The sequence below is a fragment of the Aeromicrobium sp. CF4.19 genome (genome assembly GCF_051262555.1).
Classification (GTDB): Bacteria; Actinomycetota; Actinomycetes; order Propionibacteriales; family Nocardioidaceae; genus Aeromicrobium.
The window spans coordinates 628,777-650,913 of sequence record NZ_JBIMEU010000001.1 but is presented as its reverse complement, the minus strand read 5'-3'; the positions used below and the strand labels follow the sequence as shown (position 1 = coordinate 650,913).

The 22,137-nt window shown below is 72.3% G+C and carries 19 protein-coding genes and 2 riboswitches; of the genes, 11 read left to right on the top strand and 8 right to left on the bottom strand.

Annotated elements, in window-relative coordinates; translation table 11 throughout:
* Positions 1–60 precede the first annotated feature (60 nt).
* The gene (gene cbiE, locus ACHAAC_RS03230; RefSeq protein ID WP_435714492.1) at positions 61–1,476 is read left to right on the top strand and encodes a precorrin-6y C5,15-methyltransferase (decarboxylating) subunit CbiE; all 1,416 of its coding nucleotides are present in this window, start codon (positions 61–63) and stop codon (positions 1,474–1,476) included.
* The gene (locus tag ACHAAC_RS03225) at positions 1,473–2,222 is read left to right on the top strand and encodes a cobalt-precorrin-4/precorrin-4 C(11)-methyltransferase (protein WP_435714491.1); all 750 of its coding nucleotides are present in this window, start codon (positions 1,473–1,475) and stop codon (positions 2,220–2,222) included. Before cbiE ends, ACHAAC_RS03225 begins: the two co-directional genes overlap by 4 nt.
* Positions 2,223–2,340: 118 nt before the next feature.
* Here ACHAAC_RS03225 and ACHAAC_RS03220 read toward each other — a convergent pair whose 3' ends face one another.
* From ACHAAC_RS03220 to ACHAAC_RS03190, 7 genes are all read right to left on the bottom strand, one after another.
* Positions 2,341–3,873, bottom strand: coding sequence for a precorrin-2 C(20)-methyltransferase (locus ACHAAC_RS03220; protein WP_435714490.1), 1,533 nt, complete (start codon positions 3,871–3,873; stop codon positions 2,341–2,343).
* Positions 3,870–4,538 (bottom strand): precorrin-8X methylmutase, encoded by a 669-nt coding sequence (locus ACHAAC_RS03215; RefSeq protein ID WP_435714489.1) that lies wholly within the window; start codon positions 4,536–4,538, stop codon positions 3,870–3,872. The genes ACHAAC_RS03220 and ACHAAC_RS03215 overlap by 4 nt, the downstream gene beginning before the upstream one ends.
* Positions 4,535–5,413, bottom strand: coding sequence for a nitrite reductase (locus tag ACHAAC_RS03210; protein ID WP_435714488.1), 879 nt, complete (start codon positions 5,411–5,413; stop codon positions 4,535–4,537). Before ACHAAC_RS03210 ends, ACHAAC_RS03215 begins: the two co-directional genes overlap by 4 nt.
* 166 nt (positions 5,414–5,579) lie before the next feature.
* Entirely contained in the window at positions 5,580–5,993 is a 414-nt protein-coding gene (locus ACHAAC_RS03205; protein WP_435714487.1) for a hypothetical protein, read from the bottom strand.
* Positions 5,994–6,099: 106 nt separating this feature from the next.
* Positions 6,100–7,011 carry an SMP-30/gluconolactonase/LRE family protein gene (locus tag ACHAAC_RS03200; protein WP_435714486.1) on the bottom strand — a complete coding sequence of 304 codons (912 nt, stop codon included), beginning with the start codon at positions 7,009–7,011 and terminating at the stop codon, positions 6,100–6,102.
* A gap of 31 nt (positions 7,012–7,042) precedes the next feature.
* Positions 7,043–7,315 carry a hypothetical protein gene (locus tag ACHAAC_RS03195; RefSeq protein ID WP_435714485.1) on the bottom strand — a complete coding sequence of 91 codons (273 nt, stop codon included), beginning with the start codon at positions 7,313–7,315 and terminating at the stop codon, positions 7,043–7,045.
* A riboswitch (cobalamin riboswitch) is annotated at positions 7,312–7,496 on the bottom strand. Its footprint overlaps the gene before it by 4 nt.
* 37 nt (positions 7,497–7,533) lie before the next feature.
* Complete coding sequence (locus ACHAAC_RS03190; protein ID WP_435714484.1) at positions 7,534–8,949, bottom strand: DUF222 domain-containing protein; 1,416 nt, start codon at positions 8,947–8,949, stop codon at positions 7,534–7,536.
* A 171-nt stretch (positions 8,950–9,120) separates the two neighbouring features.
* Positions 9,121–9,304, top strand: a riboswitch (cobalamin riboswitch).
* 57 nt (positions 9,305–9,361) lie between these two features.
* On the opposite strand from ACHAAC_RS03190, the gene ACHAAC_RS03185 reads away from it, so the two are divergent.
* The 8 genes from ACHAAC_RS03185 to cobF all read left to right on the top strand — a co-directional run bounded on the left by ACHAAC_RS03185 (position 9,362) and on the right by cobF (position 19,322).
* Positions 9,362–10,342 carry an ABC transporter substrate-binding protein gene (locus ACHAAC_RS03185; RefSeq protein ID WP_435714483.1) on the top strand — a complete coding sequence of 327 codons (981 nt, stop codon included), beginning with the start codon at positions 9,362–9,364 and terminating at the stop codon, positions 10,340–10,342.
* Positions 10,342–11,406, top strand: coding sequence for an iron chelate uptake ABC transporter family permease subunit (locus ACHAAC_RS03180; RefSeq protein ID WP_435714482.1), 1,065 nt, complete (start codon positions 10,342–10,344; stop codon positions 11,404–11,406). The genes ACHAAC_RS03185 and ACHAAC_RS03180 overlap by 1 nt, the downstream gene beginning before the upstream one ends.
* Complete coding sequence (locus ACHAAC_RS03175; RefSeq protein WP_435714481.1) at positions 11,403–12,194, top strand: ABC transporter ATP-binding protein; 792 nt, start codon at positions 11,403–11,405, stop codon at positions 12,192–12,194. Before ACHAAC_RS03180 ends, ACHAAC_RS03175 begins: the two co-directional genes overlap by 4 nt.
* Positions 12,187–12,834, top strand: coding sequence for a (2Fe-2S) ferredoxin domain-containing protein (locus ACHAAC_RS03170; RefSeq protein WP_435714480.1), 648 nt, complete (start codon positions 12,187–12,189; stop codon positions 12,832–12,834). The genes ACHAAC_RS03175 and ACHAAC_RS03170 overlap by 8 nt, the downstream gene beginning before the upstream one ends.
* 34 nt (positions 12,835–12,868) lie before the next feature.
* Entirely contained in the window at positions 12,869–13,924 is a 1,056-nt protein-coding gene (locus ACHAAC_RS03165) for an alpha/beta hydrolase family protein (protein ID WP_435714479.1), read from the top strand.
* Positions 13,921–14,610, top strand: a complete 690-nt coding sequence (locus ACHAAC_RS03160) for a (2Fe-2S)-binding protein (RefSeq protein ID WP_435714478.1) — start codon at positions 13,921–13,923, stop codon at positions 14,608–14,610. The genes ACHAAC_RS03165 and ACHAAC_RS03160 overlap by 4 nt, the downstream gene beginning before the upstream one ends.
* A gap of 163 nt (positions 14,611–14,773) precedes the next feature.
* Entirely contained in the window at positions 14,774–18,409 is a 3,636-nt protein-coding gene (gene cobN / locus ACHAAC_RS03155) for a cobaltochelatase subunit CobN (RefSeq protein WP_435714477.1), read from the top strand.
* A 154-nt stretch (positions 18,410–18,563) separates the two neighbouring features.
* A complete protein-coding gene (cobF, locus tag ACHAAC_RS03150; RefSeq protein WP_435714476.1) occupies positions 18,564–19,322 on the top strand; it encodes a precorrin-6A synthase (deacetylating) in 759 nt (252 codons plus the stop codon).
* 52 nt (positions 19,323–19,374) lie between these two features.
* On the opposite strand, the gene ACHAAC_RS03145 is transcribed toward cobF, so the two are convergent.
* The gene (locus ACHAAC_RS03145) at positions 19,375–21,342 is read right to left on the bottom strand and encodes a BCCT family transporter (RefSeq protein WP_435714475.1); all 1,968 of its coding nucleotides are present in this window, start codon (positions 21,340–21,342) and stop codon (positions 19,375–19,377) included.
* Positions 21,343–21,546: 204 nt separating this feature from the next.
* On the opposite strand from ACHAAC_RS03145, the gene cobU reads away from it, so the two are divergent.
* On the top strand, positions 21,547–22,077 hold the full coding sequence (gene cobU / locus ACHAAC_RS03140) for a bifunctional adenosylcobinamide kinase/adenosylcobinamide-phosphate guanylyltransferase (protein WP_435714474.1): 531 nt from the start codon (positions 21,547–21,549) through the stop codon (positions 22,075–22,077).
* Positions 22,078–22,137: the final 60 nt, after the last annotated feature.

Genomic DNA, 22,137 nt, shown 5'->3' with positions numbered 1-22,137 from the left:
CGTGTGCCGGGACGAGCCGCCGCCGGTGGACGGCCCTCGGGTCCGTTAGTGTCGCGCCTCATGGGAACGAACATCACCGTCGTCGGAATCGGTGCCGACGGCTGGTCCGGTCTGGACGACCCCCGCCGCGAGGCCGTCCTGGAGGCCGCCGTCGTCCTCGGCGGCGAACGTCACCTCGCACTCCTGCCGGAAGAGGTCGACGCGGAGCGCGTGCAGTGGCCCTCGCCGCTCCGGGAGGAGCTTCCGGCGCTGCTGGACTCGCTGGAGGGCACCGTCGTGGCGCTCGCGTCCGGCGACCCGCTCGTCGCGGGCATCGGCACGACCCTCGTCGAGCTGCTGGGACCGGACGCCGTGACGATCCTGCCGGGCGTCTCGTCGGTCTCGTTGGCCATGGCCAGGATGCGTTGGCCTGCCGACGACGTCGTGGTGCTGCGCCATCACGAGCGACTGCTGCGCCACCTGCGTGAGGGTGCCCGCGCCGTGGTGCTCTCCGACGACGAGTCGACGCCCGCCCTCGTGGCCGCCTCGCTCTCGCGGGCCGGCTACGGAGCCAGCGCGCTGACCGTCCTGGCCGACCTCGGCGGCTCCCAGGAGCTCGTGCAGCACGGGCTCGCAGCCTCGTGGGGCGAGGCGGCCGTGCCGCGGCTCAACCTCGTGGCCGTCCAGGTCCGCAGCTCCGGCGGGCGGGTCCTCCCGCTCGCACCGGGGCTGCCCGACGACGCCTTCGAGCACGACGGCCAGGTCACCAAGCGTGACGTCCGGGCCAGCGCCATCGCCCGGCTCGCCCCGGGTCCCGGTCTGCTCTGGGACGTCGGCGCCGGCGCGGGGTCGGTGGGCATCGAGTGGGCCCGTCAGCACGTCGACGCCGCGGCGATCGCGGTGGAGGTGCGTCCCGACCGTGCCGAACGGGTGGAGCGCAACGCCCTCGCCCTCGGCGTGCCGGACCTGCAGGTCGTGGTCGGGGAGGCGCCGGACGCCCTCGACGGCCTCCCGGCCCCCGACTCGGTGTTCGTCGGCGGCGGCGCCACGGATCGCGGCCTGCTCTCGACCTGCTGGTCGGCCCTGCGTCCGGGCGGTCGGATCGTCGTCCACGGCGTGACGCTGGAGACCGAGCAGGTGCTGAACGAGTGGTACTCGCGTCACGGGGGCGAGCTCACCCGCCTGCACGTCGAGCACGCCGCACCCATCGGCGGCTTCACCGGCTGGACACCGGCTCGCGCCGTCACGCAGTGGGCCGCCACCAAGCCCGAGGACGACGCCGTGCGCACGCAGGACCCGGCGACGTCCGTCCCGACGCGGGAGGCCGAGGTGAGCGAGTCCGCCGACGAACCGGTGGAGGCCGCCGCCTCCGAGTCGGCGCTGCCCGAGTCGGCCCCGTCGGAGTCGGCCCTGCCCGAGACGGCCGAGCACGACGGGTTCGGCTCGTGGGAGCAGCACGAGGAGGCCGTGGGCGACGACCCGCAGGAGCGGGCGTGACCGTCCGCTTCGTCGGCGCCGGACCCGGCGCCGCGGACCTGCTGACCCTGCGGGCCGCGTCGCTGCTGGCTGCGGCCGACGTCTGCGTCTACGCCGGGACGTACGTCGCGGCGGTGCTCGCACACTGCCGCGAGGACGCACGGCTGGTCGACACGCAGGACCTCGACCTGGACCAGATCATCGACGTGCTCGTCGGCGCCCATGGCGAGGGCCTGGAGGTCGTCCGCCTGTGCTCCGGCGACCCGTCCCTGTACTCCGCGCTGCACGAGCAGACGCGGCGGCTCGACGCCCACGGCGTCCCGTGGGACGTCACCCCGGGCGTGCCCGCCTACGCTGCCGCCGCGGCCCGGCTGGGTGCTGAGCTGACGGTCCCGGAGGTCGTGCAGTCGGTGGTGCTGACGCGCACGCAGGCGCGGTCCACGGCGATGCCGGAGGGCGAGTCGCTCGCCGCGTTCGCCGCGACGGGCGCCACCCTGGCGCTGCACCTGGCCATCACCCGCACGCGTGAGCTGGCGGCCCAGCTCGCCGAGACTCACGGCGACGACTGCCCGGTGGCGGTCGTCGCGAACGCGTCGCAGGAGCGCGAGATGGTGCTGTGGGGCACCCTTGCCGACATCGCCGACCAGGTCGAGGCCGCGGGCCTGCGCCAGGCCGCCGTCATCCTCGTGGGCCGCTCGCTCGGCGAGCCCGACGGCACCGAGTCGTTCCTGTACTCCACGGAGCGCGACCGCCCGTCCCGCTCCTGACCCGGTGACGACCCGTGGGCGGTGACCTACTCGTCCTACCTCAGACCGATCGGTGGCGTGTTCGTGGAATGGCGGCTCCATCCACGAACAGGTCACCGCCTACGGGTCGTGGTCCCGGTCAGTCGACGTAACGGGGGGTCCAGGTCTGGCCGGCGGCGGTGACCCGGGTGGAGGAGGCGCCGACGATCAGCAGGCACTTCATGTCGATGGACTCCGGATCCAGGTCGGCCAGCGTCGTGACGGTGAGGGACTCCTCGGCCCGTCCGACGTCGCGGCCCACGACGACCACGGTCTCGGGCGCCTTGTGCTCCAGCATGATGCGCTGCAGGTCCGTCACCTGCGTCGTCCGGGAGCGAGACGCCGGGTTGTAGACCGCGAGCACGAGATCGGCCTCGGCGATCGCGCGCACCCGCCGCTCCACCACGGCCCACGGCTTGAGCCGGTCCGACAGGCTCAGCACCGCGAAGTCCGCACCCACGGGAGCTCCGGCCCGCGCCGCCACCGCCTGCACCGCGGACACCCCGGGCAGCACCCGGATCGGCACGTGGGCCAGGGCGGGGTCCTCGGCCGCCTCGAAGACCGCCGAAGCCATGCCGAAGACCCCCGCGTCGCCGCCGGAGACGATCGCGACCCGCTCGCCGCCGGCTGCGAGCTCCAGCGCCTGCCGTGCACGGTCGACCTCCACGGTGTTGCCCGACGCGTGCCGGGTCAGTCCCACACGCTGCGGCACGCGCTCGACGTACGGCCCGTAGCCGACGACGTGGTCGACCTGCGCGAGCGCCTCGGTCACCTCGGGGGTCACCCAGTGGTCCGGCCCGGGACCGAGCCCGACGACAAGCAGCTCCGTGGCCGGCGAGGGCCCGGGTTCCGCCGTGGCGGTGACCGGCGGAGCGTCGTAACGGGCACCCACCCCGTCGCCCGGGACGATGACGAGGGAGAAGTACGGCACCGAGTCCGGGTCGACGTCGGCCACCGGCAGCCAGCGTTCCTGCGGCATCGAGGCTCGCTCGACGTAGACCGCGTCGTCCAGACGTCCGGCCTGCTCCAGCGCACTCACCACCGCCGGGAACGTCCGCCCCAGCTTCATGATCACGGCACCGTCGGTGTCGGCGAGGCGTCGGGCGAGCTCGGGCTCGGGCAGGGTCCCGGGCAGCACCGTGAGCACGTCGGTCTGCCGCACGAGGGGCACACCCGCCGTCGCGGTGGCCGCCGCGAGCGCCGGGACACCGGGAACGACCTCGGCCTCGAAGCGCCCGCCTGACTGCACGGCCAGCCGATCGTGCAGGTACATGTAGGAGCCGTAGAACAGTGGATCGCCCTCGGCCAGCACCACCACGTCGCGGCCGGCCTCGAGATGGGCGGCGAGGCGCTCGGCGCACTCGGTGTAGAAGTCGGCCATCGCGCCCGCGTAGCCACCGGGGTGCTCGGTCGTGCCAGTCGTCACGGGGTACTGCAGCACCTCCTCGACGGCCCCGGCGGGAACGAGGTCGTCGGCGATGCGTCGTGCGTTGGACTGCTTGCCGACGCCCTGGTGGTAGGCGACGACGTCGGCCGAGGCGATCAGCCGGGCGGCCTTCCGCGTGATGAGCTCGGGGTCGCCGGGGCCCACCCCCACGCCCCACAGACGTCCGGGCGTCGCCCGGCTGCTCACTCGCGCTCCTGGGCGAGGGCGTTCAGTGCCGATGCGGCCATGGCCGAGCCGCCGCGGCGACCCCGCACGGTCACGAAGGGCACGTCGACGTCGTGGTCGTGGGCGAACGCCGCCAGGGCGTCCTTGGACTCCGCGGCGCCGATGAAGCCCACCGGCACGCCGACTATGGCCGCCGGTCGGGGGGCGCCGTCGATGAGCATCTCCAGCAGGTGGAACAGGGCGGTGGGGGCGTTGCCGATCGCGACGACGGCACCCTCGAGCCGGTTCGCCCACAGCGAGACCGCGGCTGCGGAGCGCGTCGTGCCCCACCGGGAGGCCAGCTCCGGCACGCGCGGGTCCCGCAGCAGGCAGACGACGTCGTTGTCGTGGGGGAGCCGGGCTCGCGTGACCCCCGAGGCCACCATGTGTGCGTCGGTGAGGATCGGCGCCCCGGCCTCGAGCGCGCCGCGCGCGGCAGCGACGAGACCGGGATGGATGACGAGGTCGTCGGACAGGTCGGTCTGCCCGGTGCCGTGGATCATCCGGACGGCCACCTTCTCGGCGTCGGCAGGGATGCGCGAGAGGTCGGCCTCGCGGCGGATGGTCGCGAAGGAGTCGTCGTAGATGGCCGAGCCGATGCTCTCGTAGGCGTAGCGGCTCGGGGGCGGACCGATCAGGTTCGTCATGCGTTCTCCAGGTCGGGCAGGATCAGGCTGCGCCAGGGCGTGACGACGACGTCGCGTCCGGCGAGCGCCAGGATCCGCGTCGCGAGGTCGTGGGTCAGGACACCGCCGGGGACGTCGACGTGCAGGGCGGTGCGGCCATCGTCCTGGTGCAGCGTGTCGTGGGGGACGGGCAGGGCGTGGACCTGCGTGCGCAGGTCACGGGCATGGTGGGTGTCCAGCATCGCGGCGCCCGCGTCGGGGAGCTCGTCGACGTGCCACGCGCCGGTGCCGGCCTCCTCGCGCAGGTGCCGGAACCGGTGCGCGAGGTGGACGAGCACCTCGGGAACCTGCTCCATGGCCACGACCTCGCCCCAGTGCTCACCGACGCGCAGCTGGGCCTGCTCTGCGTCCACCGCCATCAGCCCGAGGTCGAGCGAGCGGTCCACGAGGTCCCCGCGCCCGTCGTCCAGCACGACGAGGAATCGGGCCGAGAGGTCGGCGAGGTCAGGATCGGCGCACAGCAGCTCGTCGAGCCGCGACGCCACGGGGCGCAGGTCGGCACGACCCGCGAGCCGCCCGGACAGGGGCGAGACCATGATGTTGCGGACCAGCTCGTGGCTGCGCGAGGGCAGCAGGCCGGTGGCGGCGACCGCCCGGACGAACTCGGGGTCGGCCTCCCCGTCGGCGTGACGCACCCCCCGCACCTGCAGGTTCGCCCGTCGGGTGAGGTGCACGTCGCCGTTCCCGTGGCGGCCGGAGACGAGGACGAGGTCCGCCAGCTGCTGCGTCGGCAGGGCACCCCCCACGAGACGCAGCCGGACGAGGGCGCCGTCGTCGGCGATCCACGGTCGCAGCACACCGGGGCACCGGTCGGTGCGGTCGCGCTCGACGCTCATGCTGTCACGTCCTCCGAGGACCGGGGGAGTCGTGGCGGGCGCCACGACCGTCCCATGATGGAGCATCGGCCTGATCGCCCTCGCACGTGCCCGGACGCAGCGAGGCCGCGGTCACCCGGGGGTGACCGCGGCCCCGTGCTGCTGTGGTGCCGTGCTGTGGTGGTGGTCAGGCGTTGCAGAGGTCGTTCAGCGTCTGAGCCTGGTCCATGATGCCCGAGGAGGCATCGGTCAGCTTGCCGGAGACCTCGGTGAGGGCGTCAGGGTCTTCGCCGGCCTCCTGCAGCTCGGCGAAGATGCCGGAGAGCTCACCGAACTGGTCGGCCAGGTTCTGCACCTCGGTCTTGACCTCCTCGTTCTCCAGGCTGTCGGCGCTGGAGCTGAGCTCCTCCTCCAGCGAGGAGATCATCTCGCCGCTGCCCTCGGGATCGGTGGGCGAGATGGACGAGAGGTCGGAGGTCGCCTCGGTGGCGTCCTCGTTGGCGGTCTGGCACGCGTCCTCGACGGACTGGCCGCCGCACGCGGTGAGGCCGAGGCTGAGGACCACGGCAGCGGTGGCGATGGCTGGCTTGCGAAGGTTCACGGATTCTCCCCTGGAAGGTGTGGGGCTCCGCGACCGCGACGCCCCCGTCGTCTTGACGGCACGACCCTACTGTGGGATCAGGGGGGTGCGGAGGCGAGTCCGCTGATCAGGGGCGACCGGCGTGCGGGACGTCGACCCGCACCGCCCGGATCTGTGCCTCGCGGGCGCTGCTGCGCGCGTGCTCGTCGAAGTCGGGTGCACAGCACAGGAACAGCGTCCGGCCGTCGGCGCCACCCAGCATGCAGGCGAAGACACCGCTGCCCGGCGCGACCTCGTCGACGATCTCGCCGCCCTCGCGGACCCGCAGGGCGCGCCCACCCAGGGCGTCGGCGACCCACAGGCAGCCGTCGGCGTCCAGGCCGCAGCCGTCGGGCGCGACCTTCAGCTGCGCCAGGGCGTCCTGCAGGCCACGGGCGGTGGGCGGCTTGCCGAAGACGGCCCAGTCGCGGCGTGGGCCGAGGGACCCGTCGGCGTCGACGTCGAACGCGCTGACCCGGTTGCCGAACGTCTCGTCGACGAGCAGGGTGCCGCCGTCGGGCGTCAGGACGCTGCCGTTGGGGAACCACAGGTCCTCGGCCACGCGGGTGACCGTGCCGTCGGGGTCGATGCGCAGCAGTCCTGCGGTGGTGACGTCGGCGCCGCCCATGAGGTCGAAGCCGAAGCTGCCCAGCCAGCCTCGACCCTGCTCGTCGATGACCATGTCGTTCGGGTGCCCGGTGACGTGCTCGGAGACGTCGGCATGGGTGACGAGCGAGCCGTCGGCCTCTCGGCGCAGGACCCGGCGGTCCTTCATCGAGACCACGAGCAGTCGACCGTCGGGCAGCCAGCCCAGGCCCGACGGCTGCTTCGGCACCTCGGCCTCGGTCCGCAGGTCGGTGCCGTCCTCGGCCACGGAGCAGACGACGTGGGTGTAGAAGTCGACGAACCACAGTCGGTCGTCGTGCCAGCGCGGACACTCCGTGAACGACATCCCCGAGACGACGGTCCGGATCTCGCGTGACGACGTCTCAGTGACCATGGTCACACCGTAGCGCTGGAGGGTGTCGCGGTCAGAGCGGTCGGGTGAACCGCACGTGAGGGACGCCGCTCTCCAGGACAACGGTCGCCTCGACGGCGTAGACCTCCGCGATGAGCCGTGGCTCGATGACCTCTGCCGGCCGCCCGGTCGCGCGCACCCGGCCCTCGTGCAGCACCACGACCTCGTCGCAGTAGGCGGCCGCGAGATTGAGGTCGTGCAGGGCCATGACCGTGGTGGTGTCCGTCGAGGTGACGAGCTCCAGCAGCTCGGTCGGTTCCTGGGCGAGCGCGCGAGCGATCTGCACTCGGTGGTGTGCCAGCAGGTCTTCGGACTCGAGCCGTTCGCGCCGGGCACCTTCCCGGACCGTGACGGTCCAGTGGTCTTGCGCCCGACTCGCGACTCATACCGCTGCGCGTCAGTCCCGGGTTCTCACCGGGTTCCCTCGGCCCGGTTTCCCGGGCACGACTGGCCTGCGTACCGTAGCGCGTCGCGGCAGCCTCCGGGAACGACCGGTGAAGCAGGTCACACTCGGCCCGCGGTCAGCCGGGCAGAGCTCTCCCCGGGGTGTCGGCTCTGGTGTCTGAAGCGGTCGTGCAGGCGGGGTCGGCGTCGGGGGTCGAGCGTGGCGGGTGGGACGAGGGCGGGGTGGCCTCGTTCGTTGAAGATGATGTCCCAGCCGTCGGCGTGGAGGATCCGGTGGTGGTGGGGGCAGAGGAGGACGCCGTCGTTGAGGTCGGTGCCGCCGCCCTCGGCCCAGGTCCTGCGGGCGTGATGGGCGACGCACCAGCCGGGTGGTCGATCACATCCGGGAAACACACATCCGCGGTCGCGTAGGGCGAGGCCTTGGCGCTGGTGGAGGGTGAAGAGTCGCTTGTCGCGTCCCAGGTCCAGCGGGAGCGACTCTCCGCCGAGGACCGCGGGGAGGAGCCGGTGCTCACAGGCCATGCGCCGGGCTTGTCCGGCGGAGATCCGTTCTCCGGTGGAGAGGGTCGCCACCTTGAGTCGTTCGAGGAGGGTGGCGAGGTCGAGGTTGATGGTCAGGATGGGTCCGAGGTTGTTGGTCTCGGGGAGCTTCTCGATCGGCAGCAGCTCACACAGGCAGGTGAACGCCCAGCCCTGACGCGTCCGGCAGGAGGGTCGTTCGTCCAGCAGCACCTCGCCGGTCCTGCGGGACAGGCTGGAGGGTCCGGTGATCTCCACCTGTGGTGCGCACAGGGCGTCCATCGCCACGCGGAGCTGGGCGGCTTGGGCTTCGGGGATGGTGAATCCGCCTTTGACCAGCCCGTCCACGGCCGGCCCCATCCAGAAGTCCGCGTTGTCCCAGGCTCGCTTCTCACGGGCCGCAACGAGGTTGTTCTCCGCGGCATCGAGGTCGGACTTGTCCCCGGTCTCGTCCTCGGTGGTGGTGAGGAAGTGGCCCACGACCCGGTCGGCGTGGCGCTCGAACTGCTTGAGGTCCATCCGGGGTGCGTCCTCGACCAGCTGCGTCTCACACGCCTCACGCTGGACGGCAGTGACGGTCTTGGGGAGCTGGTCCAGGGCCCGGCCAATCGCCTTCACCTGACGAGCCGACAGGCTCCCGTTGGCCATCGCCTGATGCGTCTGAGGGGTCGTGGTGATCCGCTTGGCCTGCTTGACCGTCGCATCAGCACCACGACGATCGCCACCGAAGTCACCAGCGATCAAGGAGCCGGTCGAGGAAGCGCCTTCACGGCGCGCCTCACCCGAGGACTCCACCGCCGCGACAGCCGAGAGCTTCAACGCCACCGCCCGGGCCTCGAGCCGGGCCAACGACGCCGCCGCCTCGCGCTGACGCCCCCCGGACAACCCGACGAACCCGCCGACCCCGACCGAGTCCAGCAGCGCATGCACCCGCGCGAGCGTCGCGACCACGTCACCAGCGAGGACGGGCTGCTGCTCCAGCAAGGGTGCGGCCATCGGGCTCTGCCTCCAAACATCCTTTATCGAGTGGATGTTCCCATCATAGAACCCACCACCGACACCCACCACAGACACGAGACTGACCTGTGGACGGCACGGTTGCACGCGGACGGGGAAGCAGCCCGAGTGCCGCTCGCGTCTCTGCCGGTTCCGCCCCGCACGACTCGCTGCTACATTGCCCGTGCCAGTCGTGCTCGAGGTTGAGCCAGGGAACCCGGTGAGAGTCCGGGACTGACGCGCAGCGGTGAGGGTGGCGGGCGAGGCAACGTGCCACTGGGTCCTTCGGGGCCCGGGAAGGCGTCTCGTCCGGTGGAGCCCGAGTCCGAAGACCTGCTGGCCGTGGACCCCTGTGTCCGCGTGACCGATCAGCAGGCTCTCGCGACCGGAGCCTCGACGGAGAAGAGAACCGATGACGACCACCCGTCGTTCCTTGCCCATCGCCCTCGGGACGCTCGCCCTCCTGGGCGCCTGCGCCGGGGCGCCCACGCCCGACGAGTCCGGCACCGGCGGTGCCGGCTACCCGCTGACCGTCGACGACTGCGGCACCACCGCCACCATCGAGCAGCGTCCTGAACGGGCCGTCACGATGAACCAGGGCGCCACGGAGGTGGCCCTCGCGCTCGGCCTGCAGGACCGGCTGATCGGCACCGCCTACCTCGACAACCCGGTCGCCGAGCGATGGAGCGACGCCTATGAGTCCGTCGACGTCCTGTCCGACGCCTACCCGGACCAGGAGTCGCTGCTCAGCGCCGAGCCGGACTTCGTCTACGCCTCCTACGGCAGCGCGTTCGAGGACGAGGAGGTGGCCGGGCGGGAGGAGCTGGCCGACCTCGGCGTCGGCACCTACACCTCCCCGCTGGGCTGCAGGAACGACGAGGCGCCGACGGCAGTGACGTTCGAGTCGGTGTGGGACGAGATCGACACGGTGGCTGAGGTCTTCGGCGTTCCCGAGCGTGCCGAGGAGATCCGGGCCGAGCAGGAGGACCTGCTGGCCGAGCTGACCGAGCGGGCCGACGGTGACGGGCTGGACGTCTTCTGGTTCGACTCCGGTGACAAGGCCGCGTTCGCCGGGGTCGGCGAGGGCGGCCCACAGCTCGTCCTCGATGCCGTCGGCGCCACCAACGTCTTCGCCGACGTCGACGGCGAGTGGGCCGACGTTCCCTGGGAGGACGTCGTGGCCGCCGACCCCGACGTCATCGTCCTGGCCGATGCGTCGTGGTCCTCCGTCGAGGAGAAGAAGAAGCTGCTCGCCGACGACCCCGCCCTTCGCGGGCTGACGGCCGTCGCGCAGGAGCGGTACGTGGAGCTGCCGTTCAGCGCATCGACCCCCGGGGTCCGGCTCGCCGAGGGCGCCGAGACCGTCGCGAAGCAGCTCGCCGAGCTCGGCTGATGCACGACACCCGGCCGAGCACGGCCCGCACCCGCCGCTCGTCGGTGGGTGTGCCCGTCGCCGTGCTCACGGTGGTGCTGGCGGTGACGATGGCGGTGGCCCTGGGCATCGGCAGCGTCTCCCTCCCGGTGGGCACGGTCCTGGAGGTCGTGGGCCGGCGCTCCGGGCTCGTCGATCCCGACGTCTCGGTGCTGCACGACCGGATCGTCTGGGAGCTGCGGATGCCACGCGTGGTCGGCGCGGCCGCGGTCGGTGCGGGTCTCGCCGTCGTGGGGGCTGTGCTGCAGTCGCTCACCCGCAACGACCTCGCCGACCCGTACCTGCTGGGCATCTCCGGCGGCGCGACGGTCGGCGCGGTCAGCGTCATCGTGCTCGGCCTGGGGACGGGCACGGTGCTCGCCACGATCGCCCTGACGTCGGGCGCGTTCGTGGGAGCGCTCGGTGCGCTCGTGCTCGTGGTCGGGCTCGCGGCGGGACGCTCGGGCGTGCTGCCACCGACGCGGACGGTGCTCGCCGGTGTGGCGATCGGCCAGCTCTGCGCGGCCTACACCTCTTTCGTCGTCATCGTCTCCGGCGACCGCGACTCGGCCCGCCGGGTCCTGACCTGGACGCTCGGCAGCGTCGCCGGTGTCCGGTGGTCCACCGCCCTGCTGCTGCTCGCGGTGGCCGTCGTGGCGTGCGTCCTGGTGCTCGGCTTCACGCGGCACCTCGACGCGTTCGCGTTCGGCGAGGCCGCGGCCGGCTCGCTCGGGGTCCGGGTGGAGCGGACCCGGTGGACCCTGATGGTCGGCACGGCGCTCCTGACCGCGTGCCTGGTCGCCTTCACCGGAGCGATCGGGTTCGTCGGCCTGGTGGTCCCGCACGTCGTGCGCCTCGTGGTGGGGCCGGCGCACGCCCTCGTGCTCCCGCTGAGCGCCCTGGGCGGAGCCATCCTGCTCGTCTGGGCCGACACGGTGGCCCGGTCGCTCGTCGACGGCCGTGAGATCCCCATCGGGGTGGTCACGGCGGCGGTCGGTGCGCCGGTGCTGGCCTGGCTGCTGCGGCGGGAGGCGAGGGCCACGTGAGCGACGCGACGCTGTGTGCTGAGGGCATCGCCTGGGGCACGTCGACCACGACGATCATCCACGACGTCGAGCTCGTGGCCGAGGCGGGAACGGTCACGGGGCTGCTGGGACCGAACGGGTCGGGCAAGACCACCCTGCTGCACGTGCTGGCGGGCCTGCGCCGGCCGACGGCCGGGACGGTCCGGCTCGGCGACGTCGACCTGCACGACATGCCCGCCAAGGACCGAGCGCGACGCGTCGCCGTCCTGGAGCAGCACGCCACGACGGGCCTGGACCTGGGCGTCCGGCAGGTCGTGGAGCTGGGGCGGATCCCGCACCGGGGCCGGTGGTCCCTGGGGGTCCCGGACGACGGGGACGTGGTCGAGGAGGCGATGCACCACGGCCGCATCGAGCACCTGGCCGAACGTCGCTGGGCCACCCTCTCCGGTGGCGAGCGGCAGCGCGTCCAGCTGGCCCGTGCGCTGGCCCAGCAGCCCGACGTCCTGCTGCTCGACGAGCCCACCAACCACCTCGACCTCGGGCACCAGATCGACTTCCTGGCCACCGTCCGCTCCCTCGGCCTCACCACCGTCGCCGCGCTGCACGACCTCGAGCAGGCGGCGGCGTCGTGCGACCGGCTCGTCGTGCTGGACGGCGGTCATCTCGTGGCGGCCGGCGGCGTCCAGGAGGTCCTGACCGACACGCTGCTCGACGACGTCTACGGCGTCGAGGCGCGCGTCGCGCGGGACGCCTACGCCGAGCGCCAGCACCTCACGTGGCGGCGCACGAGCCGGGCGCCCGATGCCTGACGCCGTCGTCATGGTCGCGATGGGCGTCGACGCCGAGCGGCACGTCGACGACCTGCTCGACCTCGCGTGGGCCACCGGCGCCACCCTCGCCCACCTGCAGGGCCGCGACCCGTCGGTGGCCGCCGAGCTGGACCGCCTGCGTGCCACCGGGGCCACGAGCGTCACGCTCGTCCCGGCCAGCCTGGGCCACCGGGCGCCGACGCGCACCTGGCTGCGCCGGATCGCTGCCGACTGGTCGCGCCGTCACCCCGACGTCCGGGTGGACGTGGCCGGGCGAGAGGTCACGGGTCGCGAGGCGCCCCTGACCTCCGCGGCGTGGGAGCACGTTCCCGACCACGCCCGTCAGGTCCTCGTCTGCCGCGGGCCACGGTGCTCGGCCCGCGGCGCGGGGGAGACGGCCGCCGCCCTGGACGACGCGCTCACCGTCCGCGGGCTCGGCGACGACGACGTCCTCGTGACCCAGACGGGTTGCCTCTTCCCGTGCAACCACGCGCCTGTCGTGGTGGTGCACCCCGAGGACACCTGGTACGGCCGGGTCGGCGTCCCGGAAGCGTCACGCATCGTGGACGAGCATCTCGTCGGTGGAGAGCCGGTGACCGGTCTGGAGCGTCCCAGGGTGCGGGGAGCGGCTCGTCGTTGAGCGGTCGCCGGCGTGGTGGCGGAGAATCGGCAGCATGAGAGCCGGTGTCCTGCTGCTCGCCGTCGTGCTCGTGCTCACGGGCTGCACGGGCGAACCCGACCCGGCGCCCTCGACGTCGCCCTCCGCCGAGCCGAGTCCCACTCCGACGACGAGCCCGACCCCGACCCCGACGTACGACCCGGCCTCGCTCGGTGCTGCCCTCGACGACGAGGTCACGGGTGGCGACCTCGAGCGGGTCGGGCCCGCGCAGGACGTCGGGCCGTACACGCGGCAGGAGGTCCGGTACTCCAGCGACGACGTCCGGGTCTCCGGGGTGCTCCTGGTGCCCGACGGCGAGGGTCCCTTCCCGGCGGTCGTGCTCAACCACGGGTACATCGACCCGGCCGCCTACGTCACCGGCCAGGGCATGCAGCGCGAGCAGGACTATCGCCCCCAAGCACTCCGCAGAGCTCCGTGCAGGGAGGTACCCCCAGCCCGTGAGGGCTGGGTGGTGCTGCACACGGACTACCGCGGGCATGCCGGCTCCGACGACGTCGGACCGCTGGAGCAGGAGCTCCGCGTGGGCTACGCGCGGGACGCCATCGCCGGAGTGGAGACCCTGCGGGAGCTGGAGTCCGTCGACCCCGACCGAGTGGCGATGTTCGGTCGCTCCATGGGTGGCGGGGTCACGCTCAACGCCCTCACGATCGCCCCGGACGTCGTCGACGCGGCGGTCGTGCACGCCTCGGTCAGCAGCCGGTTCGAGGACAACCTGAGCCAGTTCACCGAGCGCAGCCGGCCCGACCGGGTCGCGTCGATGCGGGAGCGCTGGGGGAGCCCGCGGGAGGCGCCGGACTTCTGGGACTCCCTCTCCTCGCGCACCTACGCCGACCGGGTGGAGGCCGACGTGCTGATGATCCACGGCGAGCAGGACGACACCTGCCCCGTGGACTGGGCTCGGGACACCGAGGAGTCGTTCACCGAGGCCGGCGCCGACGTCACGCTGCGCCTCTACGAGGGTGAGGGTCACACCTTCGAACGCCGAGTGGGTGGACTCCATGCGCCGCACGGTCGACTTCCTCGAGCGGCGGACCGGTGGCTGAGCGCATGAGCCCGGACGACAGCCGTCGCGAGGTCGCTGCCCTGGGCGACTTCTTCGTCGTCGAGGCGGCCGATGCCCCCGGCGCGTGGCGAGGCATCGACGACCTGGTGGCGGGGCCAGCCCTGGCCGAGCGGGTCGAGGCCACCCGGGCCGCGCTGGAGCGGGTTGCCGGGAGCACGGTGGAGCCGCGGGTCGCGAACTCGACCGCGTCGCTGGGCCTGTTCGCCCGACTGCTCTCCCCGCCGCTGGGGGCACGACTGCTCGGGCTCCTCGGCCCGGCGCCCGCCGGCCTGCAGTGGCGCGCCGCCCCGACGGGCCCGCTTCCGCTGAGGGGAGCCGCCTGGTGGGACGACGCGCTCGAGAGGGTGCTGGCCGACGTCGTCGCGCCGCTGGCCGAGCGCCTCACCGGTGAGCACGGCCTCGCGGAGACGGTGGTGCGCGGCAACGTCGCGTCCGCGGTCATGGGGTCCCTGCGGATGGCGGTCACCGCCCGCCCCGACCTCGCACCTGCCGCCGGCAGCGTGGCCACCGAGCTGTTCGCGACGCCGCTGCTGACCGGGACCTCACTGCACGGCCGGCCGTTCGTGCGTCGCTCCTGCTGCCTGTACTACCGGCTGCCCGGCGGGGGCTACTGCGGCGACTGCATCCTCGCGCCCCAGCACCGCGAGCGCGTCACGGCGGACGCGCAGCGCTGAGCAGACCGCTAGGCTGACCCCGATCCGTCGCCGCGGATCACGGGAAGCGGGTGAGACCCCCGCGCGGTTCCGCCACTGTGAGGCCCGGTCAACACGGGTCGCAGCCAGACACCGACCGCGGCGACTCCCAGCCACCGGGGCGAGAACCCCGAGGAGGAACCCGATGACCCGCATCGCGCTGCTGTCCACGTCCGACACCGACCTGCTCTCGGCCCGCGCGAGCGGCGCCGACTACCTCTACGCCAACCCCGGGCGGGAGTCGGCCGGCCACCAGGACATGGGGGCCGCGATCGAGGCGGCGGACCTCGTCCTGGCGCGCGTGCTCGGCTCGCCCGGCGACCTGTGCTCGGGCTTCGCGCGGATCCGTGACCTGGGGACGCCGATGGTCGTCCTCGGTGGCGAGCAGACGCCCAACGCCGAGCTGATGGAGATGTCGACCGTCCCGATCGGCATCGCCGCCGACGCCCACACCTACCTGGCAGAGGGCGGGCCGGACAACCTCGCCCAGCTGCACGCCTTCCTCTCCGACACCGTCCTGCTCACCGGTGAAGGCTTCGAGCCGCCCGCCGTCGTGCCGGCCTGGGGCCTGGCCCCTCGGGTCGCCAAGCCGGACGACGAGGGCAAGCCCCGCGTCGGCGTCCTGTACTACAGGGCCCACGAGGCGAGCGGCAACGCCGGCTTCGCGCACGTGCTCGCCGAGGCCGTCGACGCGACCGGCGAGGCCGTCGGAGTCCCCATCTTCAGCTCCTCCCTGCGCTCCGCCCCCGATGAGCTCTACGCAGAGCTGGGCACCCTCGACGCCCTCATCGTCACGGTGCTGGCCGCCGGCGGCACCACGCCCGGCGGCGCCAGCGCCGGTGGCGACGACGAGGCGTGGGACGTGGAGCGGATGGCTGCGCTGGACATCCCCGTCCTGCAGGGCCTGTGCCTGACCTCCAGCCGCGAGGAGTGGGAGGCCAACGACGACGGCGTCACCCCGTTGGACTCCGCCAACCAGATCGCCATCCCCGAGTTCGACGGCCGGATCATCACCGCCCCCTTCTCCTTCAAGGAGATCGACGAGGACGGCCTGCCCCGCTACGTCGCCGACCCCGAGCGGTGCGCGCGCGTCGCCGGCATCGCCGTCAACCACGCGCGGCTGCGCCACACGCCGCCGGCCGAGCGCCGGCTCGCGCTGATGCTCTCCGCCTACCCCACCAAGCACAGCCGCGTCGGCAACGCCGTCGGGCTGGACACGCCGGTCTCCACGATCCGTCTGCTGCGCCGCCTGCGGGACGCGGGCTACGACCTCGGCCCCGCCGACGGCCCGGTGCACCGCTTCATGGACATGGCGGACGACACCGAGGCCGGCGACGCGCTCATCCACGCGCTCATCGACGCCGGCGGCCAGGACGAGGAGTGGCTGACCCACGCGCAGCTCACCGAGAGCCACGTCCGCATCAAGCCCGATGACTATCGCCGCTGGACGTCGCACCTGCCCGCCGAGCTGATGGACGACGTCGTCGAGGCGTGGGGCGAGGCACCCGGCGAGCTCTTCGTCGCTCCATCACCGGACGGGGGAGCCGGTGAGATGGTGCTGGCCACGATCCAGGCCGGCAACGTCGTGCTGCTGATCCAGCCGCCCCGGGGGTTCGGCGAGAACCCCGTCGCGATCTACCACGACCCCGACCTCGCCCCCAGCCACCACTACCTCGCGGCCTACCGCTGGCTGGAGAACCTGCCCGAGGACGGGGGCTTCGGCGCGCACGCCGTCGTCCACCTCGGCAAGCACGGCTCGATGGAGTGGCTGCCGGGCAAGAACGCCGCCCTCTCCGCGTCCTGCGCCACCGACGCGGCCATCGGCAACCTGCCGCTCGTCTATCCCTTCCTCGTCAACGACCCCGGCGAGGGTGCGCAGGCCAAGCGCCGTGCCCACGCCACGATCGTCGACCACCTGATCCCGCCGATGGCGCGCGCGGAGTCCTACGGCGACATCGCCAAGCTGGAGCAGCTGCTCGACGAGTACGCCAACATCGCCGCGATGGACCCGCCCAAGCTGCCGGCTGTCCGCGCCCAGATCTGGACGCTCATGCACGCCGCGGAGATGCACCGCGACCTCGGGCTGGAGGAACGGCCCGACGACGAGGAGTTCGACGACTTCATCCTGCACGTCGACGGCTGGCTGTGCGAGGTCAAGGACGCCCAGATCCGCGACGGCCTGCACGTCCTCGGCCAGGCGCCGGAGGGTGAGGCGCGGGTCAACCTCGTTCTCGCGATCCTGCGGGCCTCGCAAGTCTGGGGCGGCGAGGCCGGGTCGCTGCCCGGCCTGCGTGCCGCCCTCGGCCTGAAGGAGGGCGCCGAGCAGGTGGGCGCCGTCGACGAGATCGAGACGAGGGCCAAGGCGCTCGTGCAGTCCATGGAGGACGCCGGCTGGGATGCCGGTGCCGCCGCCGGACTGCACGACGACACCACCGTGGTGGAGGTGCTGCAGTTCGCTGCCGAGCAGGTCGTCCCTCGCCTCGCCGGCACGGCGAACGAGCTCGACGCGGTGCTGCACGCCCTCGACGGTGGCTTCATCGCGGCCGGTCCCTCGGGCTCGCCGCTGCGCGGACTGGTGAACGTGCTGCCCACGGGTCGCAACTTCTACACCGTCGACCCGCGCGCCGTTCCGTCGCGGCTGGCCTACGAGACCGGCCTCGCGATGGCCGACTCCCTGCTCGAGCGGCACGTGGCCGACACCGGTGAGCACCCGCGCTCGGTGGGCCTCTCGGTGTGGGGCACGTCGGCGATGCGGACCTCCGGCGACGACATCGCCGAGGTGCTCGCGCTCATCGGCGTCCGTCCGGAGTGGGACGAGGCGTCGCGTCGGGTCAACGGTCTCGAGGTGGTCTCCCTGACCGAGCTCGGCCGGCCGCGCATCGACGTCACGGTGCGCATCTCCGGCTTCTTCCGCGACGCCTTCCCGCACGTCATCGAGATGCTCGACGACGCCGTGCGGATGGTGGCCGAGCTGGACGAGCCCGAGGACCAGAACTTCGTCCGGGCCCACGCGCAGGCCGACCTCGCCGAGCACGGCGACGAACGTCGCGCCACGACCCGTATCTACGGCTCGGCCCCCGGCTCCTACGGCGCCGGCATCCTGCAGGTCGTCGAGGCGGGCAACTGGCGCGACGACAACGACCTCGCCGAGGTCTACACGCAGTGGGGCGGCTTCGCGTACGGCCGTGGGCTGTCCGGTGAGCCGGCCGCCGACGACATGCGCGCCAACTACCGGCGCATCCAGGTGGCGGCCAAGAACATCGACACCCGCGAGCACGACATCGCCGACTCCGACGACTACTTCCAGTACCACGGCGGCATGGTGGCCACGGTCCGTGCGCTCACCGGTGTGGAGCCCAAGGCCTACGTCGGGGACTCCACGACGCCCGACGCCGTCCGCACCCGGTCGTTGTCGGAGGAGACCGCGCGCGTGTTCCGGTCGCGGGTCATCAACCCGCGCTGGATCGGGGCGATGCAGCGGCACGGCTACAAGGGCGCGTTCGAGCTGGCGGCGACCGTCGACTACCTCTTCGGGTTCGACGCCACGGCCGGCGTCGTGCACGACTGGATGTACGAGAAGCTCGCTCAGGAGTACGTCCTCGACGAGGACAACCAGGCCTTCATGAAGAAGTCCAACCCCTGGGCGCTGCGCGGCATCGTGGAGCGGCTGAGCGAGGCCGCCGACCGTGGCCTGTGGGCAGAGCCGGACCCCGAGACCATGGCCGCGATGCAGCAGGTCTACCTCGACGTCGAGGGCGATCTCGAGGACCGCGAGTCATGACCCGCCCCCCTCGCGAGTCACTCCCACGAGCTGGCGAGTCACTCCGCCGGGGTCGCGAGTCACTCCGCCGGGGTCGCGAGTCACTCCGCCGGGGTCGCGAGTCACTCCCGTCGGCTCGCGAGTCACTCCCGTCGGCTCGCGAGTCGATCCGACGATGACGGACCCCCGACGCGTCCGCGTCGTCGGCATCGGTGCCGGCCACCCGGACCAGGTGACGGTCGAGGCGGTGAAGGCCCTCAACGCGGCGGACTACGCGATCGTCGCGCAGAAGAGTGACGACGACCCGCTCGTCGCACTGCGCCGCGCGCTGCTGGACCGTCACGCGCCCAACCTGGACGTCGTGCCCGTGCGTGACCCCGAGCGGAACCGGACGGCGCAGGCCACCGGGACGCTGGCCGACTACGAGGGCGTCGTCACCGACTGGCACGAGGCCCGAGCCGCCGCCTACGAGCAGGTGCTGCTCGAGCGGCCGGGTGACGTCGCCTTCCTGGTCTGGGGCGACCCGGCCTTCTACGACTCCACCATCCGCATCGTCGAACGCGTCCTGCGCCGCGGGGCCGTGACGTTCGACTGGGACGTCGTGCCGGGCATCTCGGCGCTGCAGCTGCTGGCGGCTCGGCACCGCATCGTGCTGCACGAGGTGGGCCAGCCCATCGTCGTGAGCACGGGCAGGCGGCTGGCCGAGGCTGTCGAGGCCGGCGCGGACAACGTCCTCGTCATGCTGAGCCGCTCGCTGGAGCTGGAGGGTCTCGACGACTGGCACATCTGGTGGGGCTCAGACCTTGGGACCGATCACGAATGCCTGGTGAGCGGCCGGGTGGGTGAGGTCCGTTCGATGATCCAGGCAGAGCGTGCCCGGACCAAGGCCGAGGCCGGCTGGATGATGGACGTCTTCCTGCTCCGTCGACCGTGAGGCCGCCCGCCCTCGCGGTGACCGCGCCCGAGATGACCGCGGATCGAGGGCGTCAGCGTCCGTCCTCTCCTGTCTCCTCAGCCTGCTCGGACGCCTTGGAGTCCGCCGCCGTGTCCGACTCCGGGCTCCAGCCGTCCTCCCACTCCCCGGTGTCGTAGTCATAGCCGACCGGGGCTCCGTCCTCGTCGGTGCGTCGGTACCACGACGTGTAGGTGTCGTCCGTGGAGTCGATGTCCGAGCCCGCGCCGGTGCCGGGCTCGGCCTCGGAGACCTGCAGCGCGAAGTCGTCGCCGTACCGGTCGACGCCGTCGATCACGGCGTTGCTCATCGCGTTGAGCGCGTAGTGGTGACGCAGCGCCAGCGGGTCGGTGCGGAGGTCGCGGAACCACGCCACGATGATCAGCAGCATCACCACGGCGAACGGCACCGCGGTGACGATCACCAGCTGCTGGAGCCCCTCCAGCGCCGTGGCGTCACCGAGGGACAGCATGACCGCGGCGATCCCCGACATGACCAGGCCCCAGAACACGACCACCCACCGGCGCGGCTCCTGGTCGCCCTGGCTGGAGAGCATGCCCATGACGACGGACGCGGAGTCTGCCGAGGTGATGAAGAAGATGGAGAGCACGACGATGACGAGGAAGGGCAGCCATCCCGCGTACGGCAGGTTGTCCAGGAGCGCGAAGAACACCTCCGGTGGCGCCATGTCGGCCGAGAAGCCCTCCGCCCCGTCGCGGTACATCCAGATCGACGTCCCGCCCATGATCCCGTAGGCGACGAACAGCAACGAGGACGGGATGACGATGGTGCCGAGCAGGAACTGCCGGACGGTGCGCCCCCGCGAGATGCGGGCGATGAAGATGCCGACGAACGGTGACCAGGAGATCCACCAGGCCCAGTAGTAGACGGTCCAGGTCGACTGGAACTCCTGGGTCGCCTCGCCCCACGACAGGGACCGACCCATCATGTCCACCATGGATCCGGCGTACTCCATGCCGGCCGAGGGGAGCAGGTTCAGCAGGAACAGCGTCGGCCCGAGGACGAGCACCGTGCCGACCAGCCCGACCGTCAGCACGATGTTGATGCTGGAGAGGTAGCGGATGCCGCGGGCGACGCCGGAGACCGCCGAGATGATGAAGCCGACGGTCAGGAGCGCGATGATGACCACCAGCATGGTGTTGGTCAGCTCTCCGGCGCCGGAGACGATGCTCACGCCGGTGCCGATCTGCATGGCGGCGATCCCGAGGGCGGCGGCGGTGCCGAAGAGCGTCGCGACGATCGCGAAGATGTCAATGAGCTTGCCGGCCACGCCGTTGGTGTGCCGCTCGCCGAACAGGGTGCGGAAGATGGAGGACATCAGCAGTGGCCGGCCGCGCCGGTAGGCGGCGTACGCGACCGCGCCGCCGACGAGGGCATACATCGCCCAGGCGTGGAACCCCCAGTGGAAGTAGGTCTGGGCCATCGCCTGGTGGAGCGCCTCGGTGGACTCGGCCTCGTTCGTCAGCGGCGGCGGGGACGTGAAGTACGTCAGCGGCTCGGAGGGGCCGAAGAACAGCACCCCGATGCCGATGCCGGCAGCGAACAGCATGGCCACCCAGGCGAAGGTCCCGAACTCGGGCTCCTCGTCGTCCTTGCCCAGCGGAATCCGTCCGTAGGGGGAGAAGGCGATCGCGAGGAGCGAGAAGAGGACGACGATGGCCACGATGTTGAACAGCCAGCCGAGGTTGGTCGTGGACCAGACGAAGGCCGCGCTGGAGACCTGGGAGACGCCCTCGGAGTCCACGAGCCCCCAGATGACGAAGGCCACCGTGAAGACGCCGGCGACGGCGAAGACCAGCGGGCTGAGGCGGTAGCGACGCCGCTGCTCGTCGATCGAGATGCCGGGGACGAGGGCGGGATGGATGTCGTGGGGGTACCCGGGGCGTTGGTAGTCCAGGTGCCCGAGGGTGCGACTGGCGCGGCGTCCGGCGTCCTTGGCCTCCTCGATCCTCTGACGGGACGGTCGCTCGTTCGTGGGCATGGGATTCACTCCAAGCGTGGTGTGTGGCAGCAGACCTCGCGTCGCAGGCAGGAGCAACGAGGCCGTCCGAGCATTCGCGCATCCTAGCAACGGCGGGTCCCGTGGTGCCCCGGTCCGCTGGGGTCGTCCGCGTCCCGTTCCGGCGGGTCCCGGGAGCACAGCGGCGGGGGTAGGCTCCGCTCAAGGTCGAGCGGAGGTGTGCGGATGAAGGTGCTGGTCACCGGTGGGGTGCGGTCCGGCAAGTCGTTCCACGCGGAGTCGCTCGTCGTGGCCGAGGACGTCGTCACGTATGTCGCGCCCGGTCCGCCGGCGGACCCCGAGACCGACCCCGAGTGGGCATCGCGGGTCGAGCGGCACCGCGAGCGTCGGCCGTCGTACTGGCAGACGCTGGAGACGCAGGACCTCGCCGCGGCCATCGAGTCCGGCGAGGGCGCGGTGCTCATCGACTGCCTCGGCACGTGGCTCACCAGCCAGGTCGACGAGCTGGACGGTTGGGACCAGGTCCGCGAGGACTGGGAGTCGGTGCTGCTGGGGCGCGTCGACGAGGCGGTGCAGGCGCTGGGCCGGACCGAGCGCACGGTCGTCGTGGTCACCAACGAGGTCGGCCTGGGCGTCGTGCCAGAGCACCGCTCCGGCCGGATCTTCCGTGACCTGCTGGGGGTCGTCAACCAGCGTTTCGCCGCCGAGTGCGACGAGGTCCTGCTCGTCGTCGCCGGCCGCGTCCTCTCCCTCTGAGACTCGTGACCCCGTGGGAGTGACTCGTGACCCCGTGGGAGTGACTCGCGGTCGCGTGGG

Coding starts and splice junctions, on each gene's coding strand:
- cobU (WP_435714474.1), top strand. CDS start 21,547: ATGAAGGTGCTGGTCACCGGTGGGGTGCGGTCCGGCAAGTCGTTCCAC.
- cobF (WP_435714476.1), top strand. CDS start 18,564: ATGACGGACCCCCGACGCGTCCGCGTCGTCGGCATCGGTGCCGGCCAC.
- ACHAAC_RS03200 (WP_435714486.1), bottom strand. CDS start 7,011: ATGGTCACTGAGACGTCGTCACGCGAGATCCGGACCGTCGTCTCGGGG.
- cbiE (WP_435714492.1), top strand. CDS start 61: ATGGGAACGAACATCACCGTCGTCGGAATCGGTGCCGACGGCTGGTCC.
- ACHAAC_RS03180 (WP_435714482.1), top strand. CDS start 10,342: ATGCACGACACCCGGCCGAGCACGGCCCGCACCCGCCGCTCGTCGGTG.
- ACHAAC_RS03165 (WP_435714479.1), top strand. CDS start 12,869: ATGAGAGCCGGTGTCCTGCTGCTCGCCGTCGTGCTCGTGCTCACGGGC.
- ACHAAC_RS03170 (WP_435714480.1), top strand. CDS start 12,187: ATGCCTGACGCCGTCGTCATGGTCGCGATGGGCGTCGACGCCGAGCGG.
- ACHAAC_RS03210 (WP_435714488.1), bottom strand. CDS start 5,413: ATGAGCGTCGAGCGCGACCGCACCGACCGGTGCCCCGGTGTGCTGCGA.
- ACHAAC_RS03145 (WP_435714475.1), bottom strand. CDS start 21,342: ATGCCCACGAACGAGCGACCGTCCCGTCAGAGGATCGAGGAGGCCAAG.
- cobN (WP_435714477.1), top strand. CDS start 14,774: ATGACCCGCATCGCGCTGCTGTCCACGTCCGACACCGACCTGCTCTCG.
- ACHAAC_RS03215 (WP_435714489.1), bottom strand. CDS start 4,538: ATGACGAACCTGATCGGTCCGCCCCCGAGCCGCTACGCCTACGAGAGC.
- ACHAAC_RS03190 (WP_435714484.1), bottom strand. CDS start 8,949: ATGGCCGCACCCTTGCTGGAGCAGCAGCCCGTCCTCGCTGGTGACGTG.
- ACHAAC_RS03160 (WP_435714478.1), top strand. CDS start 13,921: ATGAGCCCGGACGACAGCCGTCGCGAGGTCGCTGCCCTGGGCGACTTC.
- ACHAAC_RS03185 (WP_435714483.1), top strand. CDS start 9,362: ATGACGACCACCCGTCGTTCCTTGCCCATCGCCCTCGGGACGCTCGCC.